The 23,714-nt window shown below is 73.2% G+C and carries 20 protein-coding genes; 13 read left to right on the top strand and 7 right to left on the bottom strand.

Annotated elements, in window-relative coordinates; genetic code table 11:
• Positions 1-78 precede the first annotated feature (78 nt).
• A complete protein-coding gene (locus ACE1OA_RS14790) occupies positions 79-1,539 on the top strand; it encodes an MFS transporter (RefSeq protein WP_432752878.1) in 1,461 nt (486 codons plus the stop codon).
• A 135-nt stretch (positions 1,540-1,674) separates the two neighbouring features.
• On the opposite strand, the gene rarD is transcribed toward ACE1OA_RS14790, so the two are convergent.
• Complete coding sequence (rarD, locus tag ACE1OA_RS14785; protein WP_356776142.1) at positions 1,675-2,700, bottom strand: EamA family transporter RarD; 1,026 nt, start codon at positions 2,698-2,700, stop codon at positions 1,675-1,677.
• A 93-nt stretch (positions 2,701-2,793) separates the two neighbouring features.
• Positions 2,794-3,660: an NmrA family NAD(P)-binding protein gene (locus ACE1OA_RS14780; RefSeq protein WP_356599762.1), complete on the bottom strand. Its 867-nt coding sequence runs from the start codon at positions 3,658-3,660 to the stop codon at positions 2,794-2,796.
• A 107-nt stretch (positions 3,661-3,767) separates the two neighbouring features.
• On the opposite strand from ACE1OA_RS14780, the gene ACE1OA_RS14775 reads away from it, so the two are divergent.
• From ACE1OA_RS14775 to ACE1OA_RS14760, 4 genes are all read left to right on the top strand, one after another.
• On the top strand, positions 3,768-4,175 hold the full coding sequence (locus ACE1OA_RS14775) for a winged helix-turn-helix transcriptional regulator (RefSeq protein WP_384869619.1): 408 nt from the start codon (positions 3,768-3,770) through the stop codon (positions 4,173-4,175).
• An 83-nt stretch (positions 4,176-4,258) separates the two neighbouring features.
• A complete protein-coding gene (locus tag ACE1OA_RS14770; RefSeq protein ID WP_386542772.1) occupies positions 4,259-5,077 on the top strand; it encodes a hypothetical protein in 819 nt (272 codons plus the stop codon).
• Positions 5,074-7,335, top strand: a complete 2,262-nt coding sequence (locus tag ACE1OA_RS14765; protein WP_432752877.1) for a bifunctional serine/threonine-protein kinase/ABC transporter substrate-binding protein — start codon at positions 5,074-5,076, stop codon at positions 7,333-7,335. Before ACE1OA_RS14770 ends, ACE1OA_RS14765 begins: the two co-directional genes overlap by 4 nt.
• 4 nt (positions 7,336-7,339) lie before the next feature.
• A complete protein-coding gene (locus ACE1OA_RS14760; protein WP_432752876.1) occupies positions 7,340-9,523 on the top strand; it encodes a bifunctional serine/threonine-protein kinase/ABC transporter substrate-binding protein in 2,184 nt (727 codons plus the stop codon).
• A 70-nt stretch (positions 9,524-9,593) separates the two neighbouring features.
• Here ACE1OA_RS14760 and ACE1OA_RS14755 read toward each other — a convergent pair whose 3' ends face one another.
• From ACE1OA_RS14755 to ACE1OA_RS14735, 5 genes are all read right to left on the bottom strand, one after another.
• A complete protein-coding gene (locus ACE1OA_RS14755; RefSeq protein WP_384869613.1) occupies positions 9,594-10,646 on the bottom strand; it encodes a 2-oxoacid:ferredoxin oxidoreductase subunit beta in 1,053 nt (350 codons plus the stop codon).
• A complete protein-coding gene (locus ACE1OA_RS14750) occupies positions 10,639-12,591 on the bottom strand; it encodes a 2-oxoacid:acceptor oxidoreductase subunit alpha (RefSeq protein WP_356599750.1) in 1,953 nt (650 codons plus the stop codon). Before ACE1OA_RS14750 ends, ACE1OA_RS14755 begins: the two co-directional genes overlap by 8 nt.
• A 273-nt stretch (positions 12,592-12,864) precedes the next feature.
• A complete protein-coding gene (locus tag ACE1OA_RS14745; RefSeq protein ID WP_187282906.1) occupies positions 12,865-13,524 on the bottom strand; it encodes a response regulator transcription factor in 660 nt (219 codons plus the stop codon).
• Between the two features lie 265 nt (positions 13,525-13,789).
• Complete coding sequence (locus tag ACE1OA_RS14740) at positions 13,790-15,076, bottom strand: sensor histidine kinase (protein ID WP_432752875.1); 1,287 nt, start codon at positions 15,074-15,076, stop codon at positions 13,790-13,792.
• 238 nt (positions 15,077-15,314) lie between these two features.
• Complete coding sequence (locus ACE1OA_RS14735; protein ID WP_356599746.1) at positions 15,315-16,481, bottom strand: sensor histidine kinase; 1,167 nt, start codon at positions 16,479-16,481, stop codon at positions 15,315-15,317.
• 236 nt (positions 16,482-16,717) lie between these two features.
• Between ACE1OA_RS14735 and ACE1OA_RS14730 the strand changes: the two genes are divergently transcribed.
• The 8 genes from ACE1OA_RS14730 (at position 16,718) to ACE1OA_RS14695 (ending at position 23,688) form a co-directional block, all read left to right on the top strand.
• Positions 16,718-17,119: an NADH-quinone oxidoreductase subunit A gene (locus ACE1OA_RS14730; RefSeq protein ID WP_384869610.1), complete on the top strand. Its 402-nt coding sequence runs from the start codon at positions 16,718-16,720 to the stop codon at positions 17,117-17,119.
• The gene (locus ACE1OA_RS14725; protein ID WP_356599744.1) at positions 17,110-17,703 is read left to right on the top strand and encodes an NADH-quinone oxidoreductase subunit B; all 594 of its coding nucleotides are present in this window, start codon (positions 17,110-17,112) and stop codon (positions 17,701-17,703) included. The genes ACE1OA_RS14730 and ACE1OA_RS14725 overlap by 10 nt, the downstream gene beginning before the upstream one ends.
• A gap of 68 nt (positions 17,704-17,771) precedes the next feature.
• Positions 17,772-19,223 carry an NADH-quinone oxidoreductase subunit C gene (locus tag ACE1OA_RS14720; RefSeq protein WP_432754065.1) on the top strand — a complete coding sequence of 484 codons (1,452 nt, stop codon included), beginning with the start codon at positions 17,772-17,774 and terminating at the stop codon, positions 19,221-19,223.
• Positions 19,220-20,188: a complex I subunit 1/NuoH family protein gene (locus ACE1OA_RS14715; protein WP_356599742.1), complete on the top strand. Its 969-nt coding sequence runs from the start codon at positions 19,220-19,222 to the stop codon at positions 20,186-20,188. The genes ACE1OA_RS14720 and ACE1OA_RS14715 overlap by 4 nt, the downstream gene beginning before the upstream one ends.
• Positions 20,188-20,775 carry a NuoI/complex I 23 kDa subunit family protein gene (locus ACE1OA_RS14710; RefSeq protein ID WP_356599740.1) on the top strand — a complete coding sequence of 196 codons (588 nt, stop codon included), beginning with the start codon at positions 20,188-20,190 and terminating at the stop codon, positions 20,773-20,775. The genes ACE1OA_RS14715 and ACE1OA_RS14710 overlap by 1 nt, the downstream gene beginning before the upstream one ends.
• Positions 20,775-21,329: an NADH-quinone oxidoreductase subunit J family protein gene (locus ACE1OA_RS14705; RefSeq protein WP_147980712.1), complete on the top strand. Its 555-nt coding sequence runs from the start codon at positions 20,775-20,777 to the stop codon at positions 21,327-21,329. The genes ACE1OA_RS14710 and ACE1OA_RS14705 overlap by 1 nt, the downstream gene beginning before the upstream one ends.
• Complete coding sequence (gene nuoK / locus ACE1OA_RS14700) at positions 21,329-21,703, top strand: NADH-quinone oxidoreductase subunit NuoK (protein ID WP_356599738.1); 375 nt, start codon at positions 21,329-21,331, stop codon at positions 21,701-21,703. Before ACE1OA_RS14705 ends, nuoK begins: the two co-directional genes overlap by 1 nt.
• A complete protein-coding gene (locus tag ACE1OA_RS14695) occupies positions 21,700-23,688 on the top strand; it encodes an NADH-quinone oxidoreductase subunit 5 family protein (protein ID WP_356599736.1) in 1,989 nt (662 codons plus the stop codon). The genes nuoK and ACE1OA_RS14695 overlap by 4 nt, the downstream gene beginning before the upstream one ends.
• Positions 23,689-23,714: the final 26 nt, after the last annotated feature.

Here is a 23,714-nt window from a genome sequence, read left to right as displayed (position 1 = left end):
CGCAGGATGCAGGTGGTTACAAGAGGGAACCGACCCTCTGGCCGGTAACCGCCCCCCTTCCCCTGCCTGGAGTCAGCCATGCCCGCATCCCGGTCCGCCACCCTGCCCGTACGCGCCTGGGCCCTGCTCCTCGTCCTCTGCGGCACGATCTTCCTCGAAGGCATCGACGTCGCCATGCTCGCCGTCGCGGTGCCCTCCATCAGATCCGATCTGGAGTTGTCCACGGCCACCGCCGCCTGGGTGATGTCGGCGTACGTGCTCGGCTACGCCGGATTCACCCTGCTCGGCGGCCGGGCCGCCGACCTGCTCGGCCGCCGCCGGATGTTCCTCGGCTGGCTCACCGTCTTCCTGCTCTTCTCCGGCCTCGGCGGCTTCGCCCAGGAGGGCTGGACGCTGATCGTGGCCCGCTTCGTGACCGGTGTCGCCGCCGCCTTCATGACCCCGGCCGCGCTGTCGATCATCACCACCTCCTACGCGGAGGGGCCGCGGCGGAACCAGGCCCTGCTGGTCTTCGCGGGCACCGCGGCCGGCGGCTTCTCCCTCGGTCTCGTCATCGGTGGGCTGCTGACCCAGCTCGGCTGGCGCTGGGTGTTCTTCGCGCCGGTCCTGCTCGCGGCGGTCGTGCTGGTGGCCGCGCTGCGCCTGATCCCCGCCGAGGCGCGCCCCGCCAGGGGTGCGGGCGGCTTCGACCTGGCCGGGGCCCTGACCGCCGCCGGGGCGATGCTGCTGTCGGCGTTCGGGATCGTGCGGCTGGAGCACGGCTTCGACGGCTGGGCGGTCACGGCGGCCGCCTTCGCCGCCGGGCTCGTCCTCGCCGGCGTCTTCGTCGCGGTGGAGCGGCGGGCCGCCACCCCGCTCGTCCGCCTGGCCCTGCTCCGCAAGGCGTCCATGGTCCGCGCCGACCTGGGAGCGCTGCTGTTCGTCGGGTCCTTCTTCGGCTTCCAGTTCGTCGCCACGCTCTACCTGCAGGAGCTCCGCGGCTGGTCGTCGCTGCAGACCGCGCTCGCGCTGCTGGTCATGGGCGTGGACGCGGTCCTGGCGCCGACGCTGACACCGCGGCTGGTCGCGCGGTTCGGCAACGCGCGGGTGATCCTCGGCGGGTTCGTGCTGGCGGTCGTCTCGTACGTGCTGTTCCTGCCGGTCGGCCCGGGCTGGTCGTACGCGGCGATGTTCCCGACGCTGCTGCTGACGGGGCTCGCCTTCGCCCTCGCGTACGGGCCGCTGACCATCGCCGCGACCGACGGCGTCGCGGAGGAGGAGCAGGGGCTCGCGAGCGGGCTGCTCACGACGGCGACGCAGTTCGGTTCGGCGGTGGGCATCTCTTCGGTGACGGCGGTCCACGGGATCGCCGGCGGGGGCCTCGACGGGTTCCGGGCGGCGTTGCTGGTGCCGGTGGTCATGGTGCTGCTGGGTGCGCTGGTCTCGGCGTTCGGGGTCCGGGCGCGGGTCGGCCGGGTGGACCCCCGGGCCGCGGTCCAGGGCCGGCCTCAGGTCGCCGCGGCGGAGGCGCCGGAGGCGGGGGCCGGGCTCCCGGTCTGAGCGGGCGGACCCGCCGTCCTGCCGCCGCTCCGTCCTCCCGTACGGCCGGTCCCTGACGTACCGGACCCCCGGCGCCGATCGCGCCGGGGGTCCGGTAGGTCCGTCACGCGGGTTCGCCCGCCCGAGCCGCCGCCGTCACCGGCCGTCGGTGTCGGCGGCCATCGCGGCCTCGGTTCCGTGCACCACGGCCTCGTGCGCCACCGCCTCCGCGCCGGCCGCCGCGGCCACCACGGCCTGTGCCGCCGCGGCCTTGCTCGCCACCTCGACGGCGGCCCTGCTGCGCCGCGCCGTGCGGATGGCGTCCCAGGTGAGGATCGACAGCGCGAGCCACACCAGGGAGAAGCCCGCCCACCGCTCCGGCGGCATCGCCTCGTGGAAGTAGAGGACGCCCAGCCCGAACTGGAAGACCGGCGCCAGGTACTGGAGCAGGCCCAGCGTGGACAGCGGCACCCGGATCGCCGCGGCTCCGAAGCAGACCAGCGGTACGGCGGTCACGACGCCGGTCGCCGCGAGCAGCGCGGCGTGCCCGGCGCCCTGCCCGGTGAAGGTGGAGGTGCCGGTCCCGCTCAGCCACATCAGGTAGGCGAGGGCGGGCAGGAACTGGATCGCCGTCTCGGCGGCCAGCGACTCCAGGCCGCCGATGTTGACCTTCTTCTTCACCAGGCCGTAGGTGGCGAAGGAGAACGCCAGGGTCAGCGAGATCCAGGGCGGCCGTCCGTATCCGACGGCCAGGACGAGCACGGCGGCGAAGCCGACCCCGACGGCCGCCCACTGGGCGGGCCGCAGGCGCTCCTTCAGGAGCAGGACGCCCATGGCGATGGTGACGAGCGGGTTGATGAAGTAGCCGAGCGAGGCCTCGACGACCTGGCCGGAGTTCACGGCCCAGATGTAGAGGCCCCAGTTCACGGTGATCACGGCCGCGGCCAGGGTGATCATGCCGAGCTTGCGGGGGCTGCGCACCAGCTCGCCGATCCAGCTCCAGCGGCGCAGGGCCAGCAGGGCGATGCCGACGACGGCCAGTGACCAGACCATCCGGTGGGCGAGGATCTCGATCGCCCCGGACGGCTTCAGGAGCGGCCAGAAGAGCGGGACCAGTCCCCACATGCCGTAGGCGCCGATCCCGTACAGGAGCCCTGCTCGCCCCTCGTTGTCCGTCTTCACCGAACCTCCTGCCCTGTGCCGCGCGCCGTCCTGATGACGGTAGCGCCGCACAGGGCACGCTGTCATGTCCGTACCGCGATACGGTCATGACCTTCAGGCGCGGGCGAGCGCGTCCCCGATGGTCTCGGCGATCGGGGTGGTCGGGCGGCCGATCAGCCGGGACAGGTCCCCGGTCCGCCGGGCCAGGGCGCCGAGCGCGACGGCCCGGTCCACGTCGACGAGGATCTCGGCGAAGGGCTGCGGGACGCCCGCCCCGGTCAGGATGGCCAGGTGCGTCCCGGCGGGGACGTCGTTGTACGCGATCTCCTGGCCGGTCTGGCGGGCGACCTCCGCCGCGTACTCGGCGAGGGACCAGGCCACGTCGCCGCTCAGCTCGTACGCCTTGTTCAGGTGCTCCTCGGCCGGGCCGGTCAGGACGGCCGCCGCGGCGGCGGCGTAGTCGGCGCGGGAGGCGGAGGCGATCCGGCCGTCGCCGGCGCTGCCGACGACCGCGCCGTGCGCCAGGACGGGCGCGAGGTTGCCGGTGTAGTTCTCGGTGTACCAGCCGTTGCGCAGGAAGGTGTGGGGGAGCCCGGCGTCGAGGATCAGCTGTTCGGTCGCCTTGTGCTCGGCGGCAAGGTCGAAGTCGGCCTCCGGGCCGCCGAGGACGCCGGTGTAGGCGAGCTGGGCGACGCCCGCGGCCTTGGCCGCGTCGATCACGGCGGCGTGCTGCGCGACGCGCTGCCCGACCTCGCTGCCGGAGATCAGGAGCACCCGGTCGCCGGATCCGAAGGCGCCGGCCAGGGTCCGGGGCGCGTCGTAGTCGGCGATCCGCAGCTCGACGCCGCGCTCGGCGAGGTCGGCGGCCTTCTCCTTGTCGCGGACGACGGCGGCGACGGACTCGGCGGGGACCCGGGTCAGCAGCGCGTCGATGACGAGGCGGCCGAGCTGTCCGGTGGCTCCGGTGACGACGATGCCCATGGCGTTCTCTCCTGTGGGGTCGGTGAGGTGTGCGTTTCGGGGTGTGCACTCACCGTACGACAGGCGCTAACTAGTGGAAAGTACCCACTTTGAAGTAAGGTACTGGCATGGGAGTAAGTGAGGGAGTCGGCAAGAAGGCGGACGTCAACGACACGATGTGCCCCTCGCGGCTCGTCCTGGAGCACGTCACCAGCCGCTGGGGTGTGCTGATCCTGGCGGCGCTCCTGGAGCGCTCGTACCGCTTCAGCGAGCTGCGCCGGGAGATCGGCGGGGTGAGCGAGAAGATGCTCGCGCAGACCCTCCAGACGCTGGAGCGCGACGGGTTCGTCCACCGTGACGCCAAGCCGGTCATCCCGCCCCGCGTCGACTACAGCCTCACCGCTCTCGGGGAGGAGGCGGCCCGTCAGGTCTGGGAGCTGGCCCGCTGGACGGAGCGGCGCGTGCGGGCCGTGGAGGAGGCGCGCGAGAGGTACGACGAGACGCGTCGCGAGAGCGTCATCATTTCGCCCCAATGATGTTGTAAACAGCCGCAGTTGACCATCCACGTCGTACGATCTGCTCACCATTCGGGGAGTATGCGAAGGACCGTGGGGGAGCTGTGGCGTACGGGGACGGAAGAGTGCTGCGCGCCTGCTGTGCCTTACTGGCAGGCGGACTGATCCTGACCGGCTGTTCGAGCGACGGGACGAAGACCGACGGCAAACGGCCCGGTGGGACGCCGACGAGCTCGGGCGCGACGAGCTCGGCGACCCCGTCCGCCGCCCCGACCAGCCTCGACTTCACCCCCGACCCCCGGCGCGTGCCCAAGAACCGTGCCGACGCCCAGCGGTTGGCCCTCTTCGTCGTCGCGGGCCCGGACACCTGGGGTCCCGGCTACGTGAAGCGCGCGCAGTACCTCAGCGATCCGGACCGGTGGCCCGTCCTCGGGGACGAATGCACCTGGGAGGGGGGCAGCCTGCCCGCCTCCGTGCTGTACAGCGTGACCGCCTCCAGCGAGATCCCCGCCGCCGGCGGCAAGGGCCTGCTGCGCGTGTCCGCCACCGTCACCGTCCACCGCACCGAGGCGGACGGCGACTGGGAGATGGCCGAGACCCTGGAAGAGGCGCTCCGGTGCCCGAACCAGACGCTCCGCGAGGGCGAGACGCTCTCCGAACTCAACTCGATCGGCAACCCGTTCGGAGTCGGCGGGAACTACACCGCCGCCGACTCGCTCGGTGAGCGCGGCACGTACGAGCTGTCCACGGTCAAGGGCAAGCAGTTCTACAGCTGGTACCAGTCCCGGATCGGCCAGGTCACCGTCGCCACCGTGGTGAAGGGCGCGCCCGGCTACGTCGAGAACGACACCAACAGCGCCCAGGTCCAGGCACTCGTCACCATGATCGAGCGCGTCAAGGCGCAGCTGGGAGTGCAGTCGTGAACCAGCCCACCCCGCCCGCCCCCGGCGCGATCCAGCCGCTGCTGCCCTCCGACCCGTCCTCGATCGCCGGCTACCGGCTCCTCGGCCGGCTCGGCGCCGGCGGCATGGGCGTCGTCTACCTCGGCCGGACGGACAACGGCGAGCTCGCCGCCGTGAAGGTCACCCTCGCCGACCATGCCGACCAGCCCGACTTCCGGGCCCGGTTCCGTCGCGAGGTCGAGGCCGCCCGCCGGGTCTCCAGCCCCTGGGCCGTCCCCGTCACCGGCGCCGACCCGGACGCCCCCGAGCCCTGGATGGCCACCGCCTTCGTGCCGGGGCCCTCGCTCGGCGAGGCGGTCGTCGCGCACGGCGCCCTGCCCGAGCGGAGCGTACGGATCCTCGGCGGCGCCGTCTCCCGCGCCCTCGCCGCCGTCCATGCGGCCGGGCTCGTCCACCGGGACGTGAAGCCGGGCAACGTGCTGCTCGCCGTCGACGGACCGCGGCTGATCGACTTCGGCATCGCCCGGGCGACCGGCGAGACCGCCCTCACCTCCACCGACATGGTCGTCGGCACTCCCGGATTCCTCGCCCCCGAGCAGGCCGAGGCCCGCACCGACGAACTCGGGCCTCCCGCCGACGTCTTCGCGCTCGGCTGCCTCCTCGTCTACGCGGCCACCGGCAGACCGCCGTTCGGCAGCGGGACCGTCGACGCCCTGCTCTACCGGACCGTCCACGACGAACCCGATCTCGACGGCGTGCCGCCGGGCCTCCTGGACCTGCTGCGCCGCTGCCTCGCCAAGGCCCCCGCCGAGCGGCCGACCGCCGAGGAGATCACCGGCGAGCTGACCGAGGACACCCCGGGCGAGGCCGCCGACTGGCTGCCGGCCCCCGTCGTCCGGACCATCGCCGAGCGGTCGTCGCGGATGCTCGCGCTGCCCGACATCGACCGCACCCAGGCCGGTGAGCCCGTCGCCCCGCCACAGCCGCCCGGCAGGCGCGGATTCCTCCTCGCCGCGGGCGGCGCGGTCCTCGTCGCGGCCGGCGGCTTCGGCGCGTGGGCGGCCCTGCGTGCCGGGGACGAGGACGGCGACGACGGGAAGTCGCCCACGGCCGCGGCCGGGAACCTGGCGATCGGGGTCCTCGCCGACCTGTCCGGGCCCGCGCAGGAGATCGGCCGCGCCCAGGAGCGCGGCGCCCGGCTCGCCGTCGAGGAGTTCAACGCCCGGATCGCCGCGGCGAAGAGCGGCGACCCGCTGAAGAAGCTCTCCAGGATCGGGCTCAAGGTCGCCGACGACCAGGGGGACAAGGCGAAGGCGCCCGCCGTCGCCCGGACGCTCACCTCCGACCCGACGGTGCTCGCCGTCCTCGGCCCCACCTCCGACTACACCGGGCAGGCCGTCCTGCCCTCGTTCGAGGAGGCGGGTCTGCCGCTCGTCACCGTCTCGGCGGGCCACAACCTGCTCACCATGCGGGACCGGACGACCCCGCCGAACGTCACCGTCCTGCGCGCGATCCCGCACCATCTCTTCGCCGGCATGCACCTCGCCTACGCGGCCCTGCTCCTCGACGGGGTGAAGCGGCCCGGAGTCCTCCAGGAGCGCACCGACGACCACTACAGCTGGCAGTACGTCCGGGGCGTCGACTACGGCCTGGGCGTCTCCGGCGTCGAGCGCCGCTACCGCGTGGTCCCCGGTCGCGCGACGGACTACCGCTCGATCCTGCGCGGCATGATCGACTCCGGCATCGACTGCTACATCCACTGCGGGGTGGCCGAGACGGCCGTCCTCGCGGCCCGCGCCCTGCGCGACCTTGGTTTCACCGGCCCGCGGTTCGGCGGGCAGCACGTCTTCGGTACGAAGTTCCTCAAGGGGGCCGGGGAGGCGGCCGAGGGCTGGTTCGTCACCGCCCCCGTCAGTGATGCCGTCGCTCCCGCCCCCGACACCCCCGCCAAGACGAAGGAGCGGGGCGCCGTGTTCGTCGCCGCGTACAAGAAGCGCTACGGGACGAACCCGCCCCCCTACGCGGGCGAGGCGTACGACGTCGTCGCCATGACGCTCGGACGGCTGGCCGCCGCGGCCGAGGCGGGCCGAACCCCCGCCCGCAAGGGGCTCTGGGCCGACCTGAGCAAGCAGAAGTACCAGGGCGCCATGGGCGGGTACACGTTCGGCGAGAGCGGCGACCTGACGAACGGCGGCACCTTCCTGTACGCGGTGCAGAACGGCGCCTACAAGCTGATCGGTTCCGCACCGGCCACGCCGACCAGAAAGAAGAAGGGCTGACCACGTGGAGCCGCTGCGTCCGGCCGACCCGTCGTCGATCGCCGGCTACCGGCTCCTCGGCCGGCTCGGGGCGGGCGGCATGGGCGTCGTCTACCTCGCCCGCTCCGGCGGCGGGGCGCTCGCCGCGCTCAAGCTGATCCGCGCCGAACACGCCGCCGACCCGGGCTTCCGGGAACGGTTCCGGCGCGAGGCGCGGATCGCCGAGAGCATCACCGGCCAGTGGGTCGTGCGGGTCCTCGGCGCCGACCCGGAGACCCGCGAACCCTGGCTGGCCACCGAGTTCGTCCCGGGGCCGTCGCTCGCCGAGGCCGTCGGCGCGCACGGCCCGCTGCCCGAGCCGTCCGTCCGGGCCCTCGGCGCCCGGCTCGCGGACGCGCTCTCCGACATGCACGCGGCCGGGCTCGTCCACCGGGACGTGAAGCCGGGCAACGTGCTGCTCGCGCTCGACGGGCCGCGCCTGATCGACTTCGGGATCGCCCGGTCCGCCGGAGCCACGGCCCTCACCGCCACCGACGCGATGATCGGCACCCCCGGATTCCTCGCCCCCGAGCAGGCCCGGGCCGCCGGCGCGGGCGCCGTCGGCCCGGCGAGCGACGTCTTCTCGCTGGGCTGCGTCCTCGCCTACGCCCTCACCGGACAGCGGCCCTTCGGTACGGGAACGGTGGCCGCGGTCGTCTACCGCACCGTGCACGAGGAGCCCGACCTCGACGACGTTCCCGACACCCTGCTGCCGCTGGTCGCCTCGTGTCTCGCCAAGGACCCCGCGGACCGGCCCACCGCCCGGGAGGCGCGGGCGGTGCTGGGCGCGGCGGACGGTCCCGCCGGCGACTGGCTGCCGCCCGGTCTGCCCAAGCTCATCGCGTCCCGCTCCGCGCGGGTGCTCGACCTGCCGGTGGCCGAACCGACCCTGCTGGTGAGCCCGGAGGAGCCGAAGGGCATCTCCCGGCGCGGTTTCCTGGTGGCCGGCTCGGTGGTGGGTGTCGCGGGCGCGGGCGGCCTGGCCGCCTGGCTGGCCGGCCTCGGCCCGTTCGACGCGGGCGCCGGGACCGGGACGGGCGCCGGCGGATCCCGGCCGACGTACGCGCTGGGCCTGGTCTCCGACCTGAGCGGCCCCCACAAGGCGGACGGTCTCGCCCAGGAGCACGGCGCGCGGGTGGCGGTGGAACGCCACAACGCCCGCCCGGACCGGTTGCTCACCCTGACGCTCCGGGTGCACGACGACGGCGGGGACCCCGCCCGGGCGGCGAAGGCGGCCCGTACCCTCGGCGGCGACCCCGCGGTCTTCGCGGTGATGGGGCCGACCACGACCGAGACCGCCGTCGCCGCCGCGGACGAACTCGTCACCCGCATCGTGCCGATGGTGAGCCTGGTGGCGTCCGTTCCCAGCGGCACGGTCAAGGGACAGACCGCCGGCGCGACCTACTTCGAGATGCGGGCCAGTCCCGACACCCTGATCGTGCCCTTCGCCCGCTACCTCTCCGAGCACGGCGTCCGCCGGACCGCCGTCATCGAGGACCAGGAAGCCGGCCGGTTCAGCTGGCTCGCCGTCAAGTCGCTGAAGGACAACCCGCCGGGGGCCGGCACGGTGTCCTCCCATCCCGTCGCCGCGGCGGGTGAGGACTTCGCGGGCGCCGTCCGCGAGGCGCTCGCCACCGGCCCGCAGGGCGTGATGTACGCGGGGACCTCACCGCGCCGGGCCGCGCTGTGCGCCAAGGAGCTGGCGCGCCAGGGGTACCGGGGCCTGTGCGGCAGCGTCGAGCAGCCGTTGCAGCCGGAGTTCCTCACCCTGGCCGGGCCGGCCGCCGAGGGCTGGTTCTTCGGCACGAGCTTCGTCGACCCCGACGGCCTGCCGGCCGCCGCCGACTTCACCGCCGCCTACCGCAAGCGGTGGGGGCTGGCCCGTACGGCTCCCGTGCACCGGTACGCCACGGAGGCGTTCGACGTCGCCAACTGCGTGGTGCGGGCCCTGGAGCAGGTCGAGAAGGAACAGACGGAGATCAAGCGGACCGGGGTGCGGACGAAGCTGGTGGGCTCCCACGCCGCCCCGTACCAGGGCCTCGCCAAGCCCTACTCCGTCAGCCGCAACGACAACTCCTTCGTCCACCTCGCGGGGCTCTTCCTGTGGCGGGTGCAGAAGGGCGTGCCCCGGTTCCTCGGCCACTTCGAGAAGGCCGCGCTGGCGAAGTGACGCGGTGCGGACGTCCGAGGGGCCCGGTCCGGCACCGGACCGGGCCCCTCGGGCAGTGCACGAGGCCGGGTCAGCCCACGACCGTCCAGGTGTCGCTGCCGGCCAGCAGCTGGCCCATGTCTCCCTTGCCGTGCTGCTCGATCGCCGCCTCCAGCTGGTCCGCCATCAGCGTGTCGTACACCGGCCGGTCCACCGACCGGAAGACGCCGATCGGCGTCTGGTGCAAGGTGTCCGGGTCCGCGAGGCGGGAGAGGGCGAACGCGGTCGTCGGGGACGCCGAGTGCGCGTCGTGGACGAGGACGGTGTGCTCGTTCTCCGGTGTCACCGCGACCACCTTCAGATCGCCGGTCACCGCGTCCCGGACCACGCCCTTGGCGAGGTCGGTGCCGAAGCGGATCGGCTTGCCGTGCTCCAGCCGGATCACGGCCTCCTGCGCCTGCTCGTTGTCCTTGAGGACCTCGAAGGCGCCGTCGTTGAAGATGTTGCAGTTCTGGTAGATCTCCACCAGCGCGGTGCCGGGGTGGTCGGCCGCCTGGCGCAGCACCTCGGTGAGGTGCTTGCGGTCCGAGTCGACGGTCCGGGCCACGAACGAGGCCTCCGCGCCGATCGCCAGGGACACCGGGTTGAAGGGCGCGTCGAGCGAGCCCATCGGCGTGGACTTGGTGATCTTGCCGACCTCGCTGGTCGGGCTGTACTGCCCCTTGGTCAGGCCGTAGATCCGGTTGTTGAAGAGCAGGATCTTCAGGTTGACGTTGCGGCGCAGGGCGTGGATCAGGTGGTTGCCGCCGATGGAGAGCGCGTCGCCGTCGCCCGTGACGACCCAGACGGACAGGTCGCGGCGGGAGGTGGCCAGGCCGGTGGCGATGGCCGGGGCGCGGCCGTGGATGGAGTGCATCCCGTAGGTGTTCATGTAGTACGGGAAGCGGGAGGAGCAGCCGATGCCCGAGACGAAGACGATGTTCTCCTTCGCCAGGCCCAGTTCGGGCATGAAGCCCTGGACGGCGGCCAGGACGGCGTAGTCGCCGCACCCGGGGCACCAGCGCACCTCCTGGTCGGACTTGAAGTCCTTCATGGACTGGGCGGCTTCGGCCTTGGGCACGAGGTTCAGGAGCGAGTCACTCATCGATGGCCTCCTCGAGTACCGCGGCGAGCTGCTCCGCCTTGAACGGCATGCCGTTGACCTGGGTGTGGCTGCGGGCGTCGACCAGGTACGTCGCCCGGACGAGCGTGGCGAGCTGGCCCAGATTCATCTCCGGGATCACCACCTTCTCGTACTGCTTGAGGACCTCCCCGAGGTTCTTCGGGAAGGGGTTGAGGTGGCGCAGGTGCGCCTGGGCGATCGGCTTGCCGGCGTTCCGCAGCCGGCGCACGGCGGCGGTGACGGGGCCGTAGGTGGAACCCCAGCCGAGGACCAGGGTCCGGGCACCGTCCGGGTCGTCGACGGCGAGGTCGGGCACCTCGATGCCGTCGATCTTGGCCTGGCGGGTGCGGACCATGAAGTCGTGGTTCGCCGGGTCGTAGGAGATGTTGCCGGTGCCGTCCTGCTTCTCGATTCCGCCGATGCGGTGTTCGAGTCCGGGCGTGCCGGGCACGGCCCACGGACGGGCGAGGGTGTGCGGGTCGCGCTTGTAGGGCCAGAAGACCTCGGTGCCGTCCGCCAGCTCGTGGTTCGGCCCGGTGGTGAACTGGACCCGCAGGTCGGGGAGTTCGTCGATGTCCGGGACCCGCCAGGGCTCGGAGCCGTTGGCCAGGTAGCCGTCGGAGAGCAGGAAGACCGGGGTGCGGTAGGCGAGGGCGATCCGGGCCGCGTCGAGCGCGGCGTCGAAGCAGTCGGCCGGGGTCCTGGGGGCCACGACCGGCACCGGCGCCTCGCCGTTGCGGCCGTACATGGCCTGGAGGAGGTCGGCCTGCTCGGTCTTGGTGGGCAGGCCGGTGGAGGGGCCGCCGCGCTGGATGTCGACGATCAGCAGCGGCAGTTCCAGCGAGACCGCCAGGCCGATCGTCTCGGACTTCAGGGCGACACCCGGGCCGGACGTGGTGGTGACGGCGAGCGAGCCGCCGAAGGCGGCGCCGAGCGCGGCTCCGATGCCCGCGATCTCGTCCTCCGCCTGGAAGGTGCGGACGCCGAAGTTCTTGTGCCGGGACAGCTCGTGCAGGATGTCCGAGGCCGGGGTGATCGGGTACGAGCCCAGGTAGAGGGGAAGGTCGGCCTGCCGGGCGGCGGCGATCAGGCCGTACGACAGGGCCAGGTTCCCGGAGATGTTCCGGTAGGTCCCCGGCGGGAACGCCTTGGTCGCCGGGGCGACCTCGTAGGAGACGGCGAAGTCCTCGGTCGTCTCGCCGAAGTTCCAGCCGGCCCGGAACGCGGCCACGTTCGCCTCGGCGATCTGCGGCTTCTTGGCGAACTTGGCGCGCAGGAACTTCTCGGTGCCCTCGGTCGGCCGGTGGTACATCCAGGAGAGCAGTCCGAGCGCGAACATGTTCTTGCTGCGTTCGGCCTCCTTCCGGGACAGGCCGAACTCCTTGAGCGCCTCGATCGTCAGCGTCGTCAGCGGGACCGGGTGGACCCGGTAGCCGGCCAGCGAGCCGTCCTCCAGCGGGGAGGTGGTGTAACCGACCTTGGCCATCGCGCGCTTGGCGAACTCGTCCGTGTTGACGATGATCTCGCCGCCGCGCGGCACGTCGCCGATGTTCGCCTTGAGGGCGGCGGGGTTCATCGCGACCAGCACGTTCGGGGCGTCGCCCGGGGTCAGGATGTCGTGGTCGGCGAAGTGCAGCTGGAACGAGGAGACACCGGGGAGGGTGCCGGCGGGGGCGCGGATCTCGGCGGGGAAGTTCGGCAGCGTCGAGAGGTCGTTCCCGAAGGACGCCGTCTCGGACGTGAAGCGGTCACCCGTCAACTGCATGCCGTCACCGGAGTCACCGGCGAACCGGATGATCACTCGGTCCAGGCGGCGGACTTCCTTCTCGGGGCCTTCCGACGGCGCCGAAGAGCTGCGCTGTTCCCCGACGACTGCCTCGTTGGCCTCGTCGGCCTGCTCGGCCGGGCTGCTGACCTGGCTGGTCACTGAACTGGACCTCCCTCGCGGCAAGGGTCTTCTCCGCCCGAGGCGGGAGAAGGCTCGGGAGACGACCGGGCGACCGGCCGTCCCGTGGCCCACCCTACGACGGCAAGGGGGCCCTTCCCGGGACTTCTCGCATCGTGGACCTCATTTTGAGACGCCTTTTCGATCGACAATGTCACGTTCTGTCGCCCCCCGGTAAGTCCGGAATATGGTGCCTTGTCAGTCCTTCGGTTGGCGGACCCGTCATGGATCCTTATCTGACAGAGTGTCAGGTAATCAGGAGTTCAGGTAGGTCAACACCGCGAGTACCCGTCGGTGATCCCCGTCACTCGGAGACAGCCCCAGCTTCAGGAAGATGTTGCTGACGTGCTTCTCCACGGCGCCGTCGCTCACGACCAGCTGCCTGGCGACCGCGGAGTTCGTGCGGCCCTCGGCCATGAGCCCCAGCACCTCCCGCTCGCGCGGGGTGAGGTTCGCCAGCACGTCCTGCTTGCGGCTGCGACCGAGCAGCTGCTGCACGACCTCCGGGTCCAGGGCCGTACCGCCCCGGGCGACCCGCACCACGGCGTCCACGAACTCCCGGACCTCCGCCACCCGGTCCTTGAGCAGGTACCCCACACCCCGGCTGGAGCCGGCCAGGAGTTCGGTGGCGTACTGCTCCTCCACGTACTGGGAGAGGACCAGGACGCCGACCCCGGGGTACTCCTTGCGCAGCCGCACCGCGGCCCGTACGCCCTCGTCCGTGTGGGTGGGCGGCATCCGCACGTCCGCGACCACCACGTCCGGCAGCGCACCCTCTCCGGCGAGCTCGGCGACGGTCTTGACCAGGGCCTCCCCGTCACCGACCCCGGCGACGACCTCGTGCCCCCGGTCGGTCAGCAGCCGTGTCAGGCCCTCACGGAGCAGCACCGAATCCTCGGCGATGACCACCCGCACCCTGTCCACCACGTCTCTTACGCCCACGTCCCCGCAGCCCCCGTCCGATACCGGTCCCGCCTGGTCCGGCGAGCGGTCCCAAGCATCGCAGCAAGAAGGACGCGGCGGGGCCGGATGAGGTTCAGGCGTGCCGGGGGCCGGCCGTACGGAGCCCGCCCAGCGCGGGGCGCGAGCCCGCGGGAGGGCGCGGCGGACCGCCCCGTGCCGTGGGACGGCCGGGGCGGTGGCGCGGGCGGGAGCCGAGACGGGCGCGGGCCGGTCGGGGTCAGACGCGCCAGGGGAGCTCGGCCGTGACGGTCGTCGGGCCGCCCGCCGGGGAATCCACCGCCAGGACGCCGTCGACCGCGTCCAGCCGCTCCGTGAGTCCGGCGAGGCCGCTGCCGACGGCCGCGTCCGCGCCGCCCCGGCCGTCGTCCCGCACCTGGAGCATCAGCCGGCTGCCGGACCGCCACACGTCGACCCACGCGCGCCGCGCACCGGAGTGCTTGGACACGTTCTGCAGCAGCTCGGACACGGTGAAGTAGGCGATGCCCTCGATCGCCGGCACCGGGCGGGCCGGTAGGTCCACCTCGACGGAGACCGGCACCGTGCAACGCGACGCGACCGCCGACAGCGCCGCGTCCAGTCCGCGGTCCGTGAGGACCGCCGGGTGGATGCCGCGGGCCAGGTCCCGCAGCTCCTGGAGCGCCGTCTTCACCTCGCCGTGCGCCTCCTCGACCATCCGGGCCGCCGCCCGCGGGTCCTCGTTCAGCTTCTCCTTGGCGAGGCCGAGATCCATGGCGAGGGCGACGAGCCGGGCCTGGGCGCCGTCGTGCAGGTCGCGCTCGATGCGGCGGAGGTCGGAAGCGGCCGTGTCCACGACGACCCCGCGGTCCTTCTCCAGCTCGGTCACCCGGTTCGCCATCCGCGAGGGGCCCAGCAGCCCGGCGACCAGGAGCCGGTCCACCACCGTCAGGGAGCGGACGACCCACGGCGTGCACAGGACGAAGAGCAGGCCGACGAGGCTGGTCACCGCGATCTCGAAGGGCGAGTCCAGGTAGAAGTCGTGGGACCCGTCGCCGTACAGCTGGAGCCCGTCCTGCCCCGCGTACATCGGGAAGACCCACTGCCACAGCGGATAGGTGAAGAGGGACCAGCCCCAGGCCATGAAGGGCACGGCCACCGAGAAGGCGAAGATCGCCCACGGCATGTGGATCAACGCGTACAGCAGGTGCCGCCAGGACGCTCCGCTCTTCAGCATCGCCCCCATCCACGAGAGCGCCCCGCCCGTGCGGCCCCGGACCGGCGCGGGAGCGGCCACGTCCAGGCCGAGCAGGCCACGCGCCCGCGCGCGCTCCACGGCGCCCAAGCCCCGGCACATCGCGAGGCAGCCGGCCAGCACCGGGATGCCGAGGAAGGTGATCAGCAGGCCCGCACCCGCCGAGACCAGGGAGACGGCGAGCCCGAAGGTGAGGACGCCGATCGGCAGCCCGAGCACCAGGTAGCCGAACTCGCGCCAGGTGCGGGCCTCGAACGGCGCGCGGATCGCGGCGGGGAGGCGGTGGTCGGCCATCGCTGGTGTCCGTTTCTCTGCGAAGGGGTGATGTCCTCAAGACTTCCGCCCCCGGGCGGCCCGGACCATGAGGGAGGTGGGCGTCTGCGGCGGGGGGTTTTCCCCACCATGAGGCGGGCGGGGAGGGCAGGGGCGGCCGGGCGCGGCGGTCGGGGGCGTACGCGGCGCCGTGCCGGGTGTGCGTCGTCCGGTCGGCCGGGTTCGGGTGCTTCGTGGCACCGGGGTCCCGGCGCGGAGGTCAGGACGCCGGGCGGGACCGCCACGGCAGCTCGGCCGTGACCGTCGTCGGGCCGCCCTCCGGCGAGTCGAGGACGAAGAGCCCGTCCACCGCGCCCAGCCGCTCCGCCAGCCCCGCCATCCCGGTCCCGCCGTCCAGGCGCGCCCCGCCGCGCCCGTCGTCCCGCACCTGCAGCAGCAGCCGGTCGTCCCGGCGCCACGCCTCCACCGAGGCGGTGCGCGCCCGGGAGTGCTTCGACACGTTCTGGAGCAGCTCGGACACGGTGAAGTAGGCGATGCCCTCGATCGCCTCCGCCGGCCGCTCCGAAAGATCGACGGTCACCTTCACCGGCACGGTGCAGCGCGCGGCGATCGAGGAGAGCGCGGCGTCCAGTCCGCGGTCGGTGAGGACCGCCGGGTGGATGCCGCGGGCCAGGTCGCGCAGTTCCTGGAGGGCAAGCTTCACCTCGCCGTGGGCCTCGTCGACCATCGCCGCCGCGGCCTCCGGGTCTTCGAGCAGCTTCTCCTTGGCGAGGCCGAGGCCCATGGCGAGGGCGACGAGCCGGGCCTGGGCGCCGTCGTGCAGGTCGCGCTCGATGCGGCGGAGGTCGGCGGCGGCCGTGTCCACGACGACCCCGCGGTCGCTCTCCAGCTCGGCGATCCGCCGCTCCAGTTCGTCCGAGGGCGACAGCAGCCCGCGCACCATGGCGCGGTCGGCGTGGGACAGACCGCGGGCGATCCACGGCAGGACCGGCCACAGCACGATCAGCGAGACCAGGGTGACGACGAAGGTGACGATCCCCCACGGCAGCCGGATGAAGCCGTACAGCAGCGTCCGCCACGCCACCGGGTCCTTCAGGGAGGTCCACAGCCAGGGGAAGAAGCCGTGCCGGCGGGGCAGCGGACTCGGCTCGTCCACCCGCACGCCGAGGAGCGAGCGGGCCCGGGCGCGCTCGGCCCGGCCCAGCCCGCGCGCCCCGGCCAGCCCGAGGGCGAGCAGCGGCAGGCCGATCACGGTGACGGACAGGCCCACGCCGACGGCGACCGAGACCACCGTGTACACGAACCCGACCAGGGCGGTCGGCAGGTTGGCGAGGAGGAAGGAGACCTCCTTCCAGGTCTGCCCTCCGTAGGTCACCCGTGCGGGCGGCAGCCTGTCGTGGTCAGCGGTATCGGTGTCGACGCTCATGGGCCCAAGCCTGCCGGTCGGCGGGCTCGTCACGCCATGGGGTTCGTGGGGGAGCGGGAGTGGGGATATCCCCACCGTGGGGGTCGGTCCCGGCGTCGCCGTGCGCGGGGCGTGACGGCCTCGCCCGCCGGGCGGCCCGGCAGGTGGTTCATTGGGTGACACGACCTCTTACGCTCTCTTTAGCAGGGCCTAGACTCCCGTCCGTACAGATCGTCGATACGGAGCGAGGGGCGGACGTGCCGGAACCGACCGTACGGACGGGACTTGCGGCGGATTACTTCCAGACGTACTCCGTCGTCGGACTGCTCGCCGTCCTGGGCGTGCTCTTCGTCGCCGTGGCCTTCGGCGCGGGGCGCCTGCTGCGGCCCGTCGTGCCGACCCCGGAGAAGCTGCTGACGTACGAGTGCGGCGTCGACCCGGTGGGAGAGGGCTGGGCCCACACCCAGGTCCGCTACTACGTCTACGCCTTCCTCTACGTGATCTTCGCCGTCGACTCGATCTTCCTCTTCCCCTGGGCGACGATCTTCGCTGCGCCCGGCTACGGCGCGACGACGCTCGTCGAGATGTTCATCTTCCTCGGCTTCCTCGCCGTGGGTCTGCTCTACGCGTACAGGAAGGGCGTCCTGACATGGACGTGACCCCGCTGCCCACCCCGCTGCCGGCTCCCACGCTGGGCCCGCTCGCGCGCCTCGCCCCCGAGCCGATGAAGGTCGTCCTGAACTGGGGCCGCCGCTACAGCCTGTGGGTCTTCAACTTCGGCCTCGCCTGCTGCGCGATCGAGTTCATCGCCGCGTCGATGGCCCGCCACGACTTCATCCGGCTCGGCGTGATCCCCTTCGCGCCCGGACCGCGCCAGGCCGACCTCATGATCGTCTCCGGCACGGTGACGGACAAGATGGCGCCGGCGGTGAAGCGGCTCTACGAGCAGATGCCCGAGCCCAAGTACGTCATCTCGTTCGGCGCCTGCTCGAACTGCGGCGGCCCGTACTGGGACTCGTACTCGGTCACCAAGGGCGTGGACCAGATCATCCCGGTCGACGTGTACGTGCCGGGATGCCCGCCGCGGCCGGAGGCGCTGCTGCAGGGGATCCTCAAGCTCCAGGAGAAGATCGCCCGGGAGTCGCTGGCCGAGCGCTACGGGTCCGCCGCGCAGACGCCGTCGGTCGGCCAGCTGACCAGCGGCCTCGTCGCCCCGCCGGCGCCGTCCGGGGGTGCCGGGTGAACGCGGACGAGACCGTGGACGACGGCACGAACGGCGACGCGCACGACGGCGCGGACCGGACCGCGGACGTGACCGGCGGGGGGCATCCGTACGACACGCTCCCGGACGGGGTGACCGAGGTCTTCGGCGCGGAGGCCACGGCCGAGCGGGCGTACGACCTGCTGACGGTCGACGTGCCCGCCGACGGCTGGATCACCGCCCTGCGGACCGCCCGCGACGAGCTGGGCTGCACCTTCTTCGACTGGCTGAGCGCGGTCGACGAGCCGGGTACGGGCTTCCGGGTCTGCGCGCACGTGGTGGCGCTGGGCCCGGGCACGGTCCGGCGCCTGCTGCTGCGCACGACCGTCCCGCACGCGGCGGCCGCCCTGCCGACGGCGGTGGAGGTGTACGCGGGCGCGGCCTGGCACGAGCGCGAGACGCACGAGATGTTCGGCGTGGAGTTCACCGGCCACCCGCACCTGGTCCCGCTGCTCCTCCCGGAGAACTTCGAGGGCCACCCGCTCCGCAAGGACTTCGTGCTCGCGGCACGCGTCGCGAAGGCGTGGCCGGGGGCCAAGGAACCGGGCGAGTCCGAGCACGGCGGCCCGAAGCGCCGCCAGATGCTGCCGCCCGGCGTGCCCGACCCGAACGACTGGGGCCCGATGAAGGGCCAGCTCCCGCCGGCCCCGGCGCGCACTCCGCGGGCCGCGGGCGACCGTCCGGTGCGGCGTACCGGTACGACGGCCGAGGGCTCGGCCGGCACGCCCGAGACGCCCGGGACCACGCCGGCGGCGCCCGCCGCGGGCGAGGCGCCCGCGGCGAGGCCGCCGCGCCGTACCCGCAGCGTGAGCGAGGGCTCGGCGAGTCAGACGACCGAGGCGGCCGAGGCGGCCGGTTCGGAAGGGGCAGCCGGTTCGGAAGGGGCGGCCGAGGCTCCGCAGCCGGCGGCCGGTCCGCGCAGGTCGCGGTCCGCGGCCGACGGTTCCGCGAGCCAGGCGGCTCCCGCCCCGGCCGGCGAGGACACGGCGCCGCGTCCGGCCCGGCGGTCCCGTTCCGCCGGCGAGGGTTCGGCGACGCAGCGTGCCGAGGAGCAGACCGGGGCCGAGGCGCCGCCGCGGACACCGTCGGGCCCGCGCCGGTCGCGGTCCGCCGCGGACGGTTCGGCGAGCCAGTCCGAGGCGCCCGCCTCCTCTCCCACCCCGCCGCGCACCCGCAGCACGGACGCCCCCTGGCACCACGCCCGCCCGGCCTTCGAGGAGAAGACCTCCGGAGAGTCCCCGCCCGACGCGGACGCCGGGCCGGCCCGCGAGCCGGACGCGGCACCGGAGCCGGGAGCGGACGCCGAGCCGGGCCCGGGCACCGCACCGGCACCCGGAGCGGCCCCCGCTCCGGAGCCGGGCACCGCACCAGCACCCGAGCCGGGCCCGGACACCGCACCCGAGCCGGACGCCGCGCCCGAGGCCGACGCCTCCTCCCCGCCGGACGGCGCACCCCGTACCCCGCCCACCACCGAAGACCCCGCCGGAGGCGATTCCGCGTGAACGACGCACTCGACGTCGCCCTCCGGCTGCTCGTCATCCTCGCGGTGTTCCTCGTGCTGCCGCTCGTGGTCGGGCAGACCGAGCACAAGGTCATGGCCCACATGCAGGGCCGCCTCGGCCCCATGTACGCCGGCGGCTTCCACGGCTGGGCGCAGCTCGTCGCCGACGGCGTGAAGTTCGCGCAGAAGGAGGACGTGGTGCCGGCGGCCGCCGACCGCCGCGTCTTCCAGCTCGCGCCCGCCGTCGCCCTGATCCCGTACCTGCTCGTCCTCGTCGCGATCCCCTTCGGGCCGAGCGAGGGCGCCGTCGGGCAGGTCGTCGACGCCGGCATCTTCTTCGTGCTGGCCGTGATGGGCGTCGGAGTCCTCGGCAGCCTCATGGCCGGCTGGGCGTCCGCCAACAAGTTCTCCCTGCTGGGAGGGTTGCGTACCGCCGCCCAGCTGCTGGCCTACGAGCTCCCGATGCTGCTCGCCGCCGCGTCCGTCGCGATGGCCGCCGGCACCGTCTCCCTCCCCGGCATCCTGAACGCCTTCGAGTGGTGGTGGCTGCCGTGGCAGATCGTCGGCGCCCTCGTCTTCTTCGTCGCCGGCCTCGCCGAGCTCCAGCGCCCGCCGTTCGACATGCCCGTCGCCGACTCGGAGATCATCTTCGGCGCGTACACCGAGTACACCGGCCTGCGCTTCGCGCTCTTCCTGCTGGCCGAGTACGCCGGCATCGTCGTCCTGTGCGGCCTCACCACCGTCCTCTTCCTCGGCGGCTGGCACGGCCCCTTCGGTGCCGACGGCCTCGGCTGGGTCTGGACCCTGCTCAAGGTCGCGGTCCTCGCCTTCGTCGTCATCTGGCTCCGCGTGAGCTACCCGCGCCTGCGCGAGGACCAGCTGCAGAAGCTCGCCTGGACCACCCTCGTCCCGCTCGCCCTCGCGCAGATCGCGCTCACCGGCATCGTGAAGGTGGCGATCCAGTAATGCCCATCCCCGGCTCCGGCCTCGCCAAGGGCCTCGCCGTCACGCTCCGCACGATGACGAAGAGGACCGTCACCGCGCAGTACCCGGACGCCCAGCCCGAGCTGCCGCCGCGGACGCGCGGCGTCATCGGGCTGTTCGAGGAGAACTGCACGGTCTGCATGCTGTGCGCCCGCGAGTGCCCCGACTGGTGCATCTACATCGACTCCCACAAGGAGACGGTCCCGGCCGCCGCCCCCGGTGGCCGCGAGCGCAGCCGGAACGTCCTCGACCGCTTCGCCATCGACTTCTCGCTCTGCATGTACTGCGGCATCTGCATCGAGGTCTGCCCGTTCGACGCATTGTTCTGGTCGCCCGAGTTCGAGTACGCGGAGACCGACATCCACGAGCTGACCCACGAACGCGACAGGCTCCGCGAATGGATGTGGACGGTCCCCGAGCCCCCCGCGCTCGACCCGGGGGCCGAGGAGCCGAAGGAGATCGCCGCGGCCCGCAAGGCGGCCGAGAAGGCCGCCGCCCAGGCGGAAGCGGCAGCGGAGGCGGCGCGCACCGCCGCCGTGGACGAGGACCGGAAGGGGGAGCAGCAGTGATGCTCGCGGCCCAGAACCCCGGCTTCCTCTCGCCCTCCGGCGTCGAGATCGCGTTCGTCCTCGTCGGCCTCGTCACCCTGGGGGCGGCCCTCGTCAGCGTCACCACCCGGCAGCTCGTGCACGCCGCCCTGTGGCTGGTCGTGGCGCTCGGCGGCATCGCCGTCGAGTACCTGCTGCTGACCGCCGAGTTCATCGCCTGGGTGCAGGTGCTGATCTACGTCGGTTCCGTCGTCGTGCTGCTGTTGTTCGGCCTCATGCTCACCAAGGCGCCCATCGGCCGCTCCCCGGACGCCGACTCCGGCAACCGCCCGGTCGCGCTCGCCGTCGCCCTGGCCGCCGCGGCCGCGCTCGTCTGGGTCGTCGTCGACGCGTTCCGCACGACCTGGATCGAGCTGGACGGGCCGGCCCAGGGCTCCACCGCGGTGTCCGGCGAGATCCTCTTCCGGCACTGGGTGCTGCCCTTCGAGGCGCTCTCCGTCCTCCTGCTCGCGGCCCTGGTCGGCGCGATCGTGCTGTCCCGCAAGGACCCGCAGACCCCGGAGGGGCCGCACTGATGCATCTCGCCTACCCCGCCGTCCTCGCCGTCCTGCTCTTCTGCGTCGGCGTCTACGGCGTCCTCGCCCGCCGCAACGCGATCCTGGTCCTGATGTCCGTCGAGCTGATGCTCAACGCCGTCAACCTCAACCTGGTCGCCTTCGACGTCTGGCTCCGCGACACCCTGCACGCCGGCCAGGCGCTCACCCTGTTCACCATCGCCATCGCCGCCGCGGAGATCGGCATCGGCCTCGCGATCGTCCTGATGGTCTACCGCAACCGCGGCACCTCGGACGTCGACCGGCTCCGCGACACCGCGGAGAACGGCACCGCCGACCGGCCCGCCGACCCGACCCGAGCGGTGTCCGACGAGAAGACCGAGGCCACCGCGTGACCACGACCACCCTCGCCGTCCTCGTCCCCCTGCTCCCCTTCCTCGGCTCCGTCGCCGGCCTCCTCCTCGGCCGCACCGCCCCCGGGTTCGTGCGCCCGCTCGCGGTGCTGCCGACGCTGGCCGCGGCCGTGCTCGCCGCGCTCGTCGCCGTCCGGCAGGGCGGCGGGAAGACGATCGAGGCCGCCACCGAGCTCACGCCCACCGGATCCGTCCCCATCGACCTGGCCCTGCGCATCGACGGCTTCGCCGCCCTCGTCGCCGTCCTCGTCGGCGTGGTCGCGACCTGCGTGCAGGTCTACTCGACGGGCTACCTGCGCGACGACCCGCGCTACCCGTCGTACGCCGCGCTCGTCTCCCTCTTCACCTCCGCGATGCTGCTCGTCGTCTACTCCGGCGACCTGATGGTGCTGCTGGTCGGCTGGGAGGTCATGGGCATCTGCTCGTACTTCCTCGTCGGCCACTACTGGGAGACCCCGGAGGCACGCGCCGCGTCCCTGAAGGCGTTCCTGGTCACCAAGCTCGGCGACGTGCCCTTCCTGTTCGGCCTGTTCGCGCTCGCCGTGGACGCGGGCACCTTCCAGATCGGCGGGATCCTCGGCGCCGTCGCCGTCGGCGGCATCGACCACCCCACGCTGATCGCCCTGCTCCTGCTCGCCGGCGTGGCGGGCAAGTCGGCGCAGTTCCCGCTGCACACCTGGCTCCCCGACGCGATGGCCGGCCCCACCCCGGTGTCGGCGCTCATCCACGCCGCGACGATGGTCGCCGCCGGCATCTACTTCGTGGCCCGGCTGCTCCCCGTCTTCGCCGAGTCCGCCGCGGCCATGACCGTCCTCGCCGTGATGGCCGCGGTCACGATGGTCGGCTCGGCGCTCGCCGCGCTCGCCCAGGACGACATCAAGCGGGTCCTCGCCTACTCGACGATCGGCCAGCTCGGTTACATGGCGGGCGCCCTGGCCGTCGGCGACCGCGGCGCCGCCGTCTTCCACCTGATGGCGCACGGCGCCTTCAAGGCGCTGCTCTTCCTGGCCGCCGGCGCGGTCATCCACGCCGCCGGCACCAACTCGCTCTCCGCGATGTCCCGGATGAGCGGACTGACCAAGCGGATCCCGGACGCGTACTGGACGATGACCGTCGCCCTGCTCGCGCTGGCCGCCCTCCCGCCCTTCGCCGGCTTCTTCTCCAAGGAAGCCGTCCTCGTGGCCGCCGAGCACACCGCACTCGGCGAGCGGACCGTCGCCCCCGCCGGGGCCGGCTGGACCGTTCTCCTCGCGGGCCTGCTCACCGCGCTGCTCACCGCCGCCTACGCGGCCCGCCTCTGGCTGCTCGCCTTCCGCGGCCGGGGCGCCGAGGCCCCGGACCACGGCCGCCAGCCGCTCGCCATGACCACCGTCCTGTGGGTGCTCACGATCCCGTCCGTCGGCTTCGGCCTCACCGTCACGTACCTGGACGACTGGTTCGACGGCAACGCCCTGACCCCGACGATCACCACCGCGGTCCTGGGCACGGGCCTCGCCCTCGTCGGCGGTCTGATGACCTACGCGACCTGGCGGGCGCTCTCGGTGCGGACCGCCGCCCCGGCGCCCGGCACCGTCCCCGCCCACGTCGCGCACCCGGACGCCGAGGCGGGCCAGGTGGAGGCCGAGGCGCTCCGGCTGCCGCACCCGGCCGACGACCCGGCCGACCCCGGCCGCCTCCTGCTCGGCCCGCTGCACCGTCACGCGGCCACCGGGTTCCACCTGGACGCCGTGTACCGGCGGCTGTTCGTGCGGCCCGTGGTGGCCGCGGCCTCCCTGGTCCGCTTCCTGGACCGCGAGGTCGTCGACACGTACGTCCGCGGCGCGGCCACCGGCACCAACGGGCTGGGGTGGCTCGTGCGCCGCGCCCAGACCGGCAACGTGCAGACCTATCTCAGCGCCCTGCTCGCCGGCTCCGTCGTCCTGACGATCGCCGCCGTCGTCCTTGTCAACGTCAACGCCGGATCGTGAGCCGTGATCGATATCAGCGAATCCGT

The organism is Streptomyces sp. JL2001 (assembly GCF_050917515.1).
Lineage (GTDB): Bacteria > Actinomycetota > Actinomycetes > Streptomycetales > Streptomycetaceae > Streptomyces.
The sequence above is the reverse complement of the archived record's forward strand: the minus strand, read 5'-3'. Positions and strand labels throughout refer to the sequence as shown.

Excerpts from the sequence above, each read along its gene's own strand:
- ACE1OA_RS14755 (WP_384869613.1), bottom strand. The coding sequence starts at position 10,646 with ATGAGTGACTCGCTCCTGAACCTCGTGCCCAAGGCCGAAGCCGCCCAG.
- ACE1OA_RS14735 (WP_356599746.1), bottom strand. The coding sequence starts at position 16,481 with ATGAGCGTCGACACCGATACCGCTGACCACGACAGGCTGCCGCCCGCA.
- ACE1OA_RS14790 (WP_432752878.1), top strand. The coding sequence starts at position 79 with ATGCCCGCATCCCGGTCCGCCACCCTGCCCGTACGCGCCTGGGCCCTG.
- nuoK (WP_356599738.1), top strand. The coding sequence starts at position 21,329 with ATGCATCTCGCCTACCCCGCCGTCCTCGCCGTCCTGCTCTTCTGCGTC.
- ACE1OA_RS14705 (WP_147980712.1), top strand. The coding sequence starts at position 20,775 with ATGCTCGCGGCCCAGAACCCCGGCTTCCTCTCGCCCTCCGGCGTCGAG.
- ACE1OA_RS14775 (WP_384869619.1), top strand. The coding sequence starts at position 3,768 with ATGGGAGTAAGTGAGGGAGTCGGCAAGAAGGCGGACGTCAACGACACG.
- ACE1OA_RS14780 (WP_356599762.1), bottom strand. The coding sequence starts at position 3,660 with ATGGGCATCGTCGTCACCGGAGCCACCGGACAGCTCGGCCGCCTCGTC.
- ACE1OA_RS14740 (WP_432752875.1), bottom strand. The coding sequence starts at position 15,076 with ATGGCCGACCACCGCCTCCCCGCCGCGATCCGCGCGCCGTTCGAGGCC.
- ACE1OA_RS14710 (WP_356599740.1), top strand. The coding sequence starts at position 20,188 with ATGCCCATCCCCGGCTCCGGCCTCGCCAAGGGCCTCGCCGTCACGCTC.
- ACE1OA_RS14725 (WP_356599744.1), top strand. The coding sequence starts at position 17,110 with ATGGACGTGACCCCGCTGCCCACCCCGCTGCCGGCTCCCACGCTGGGC.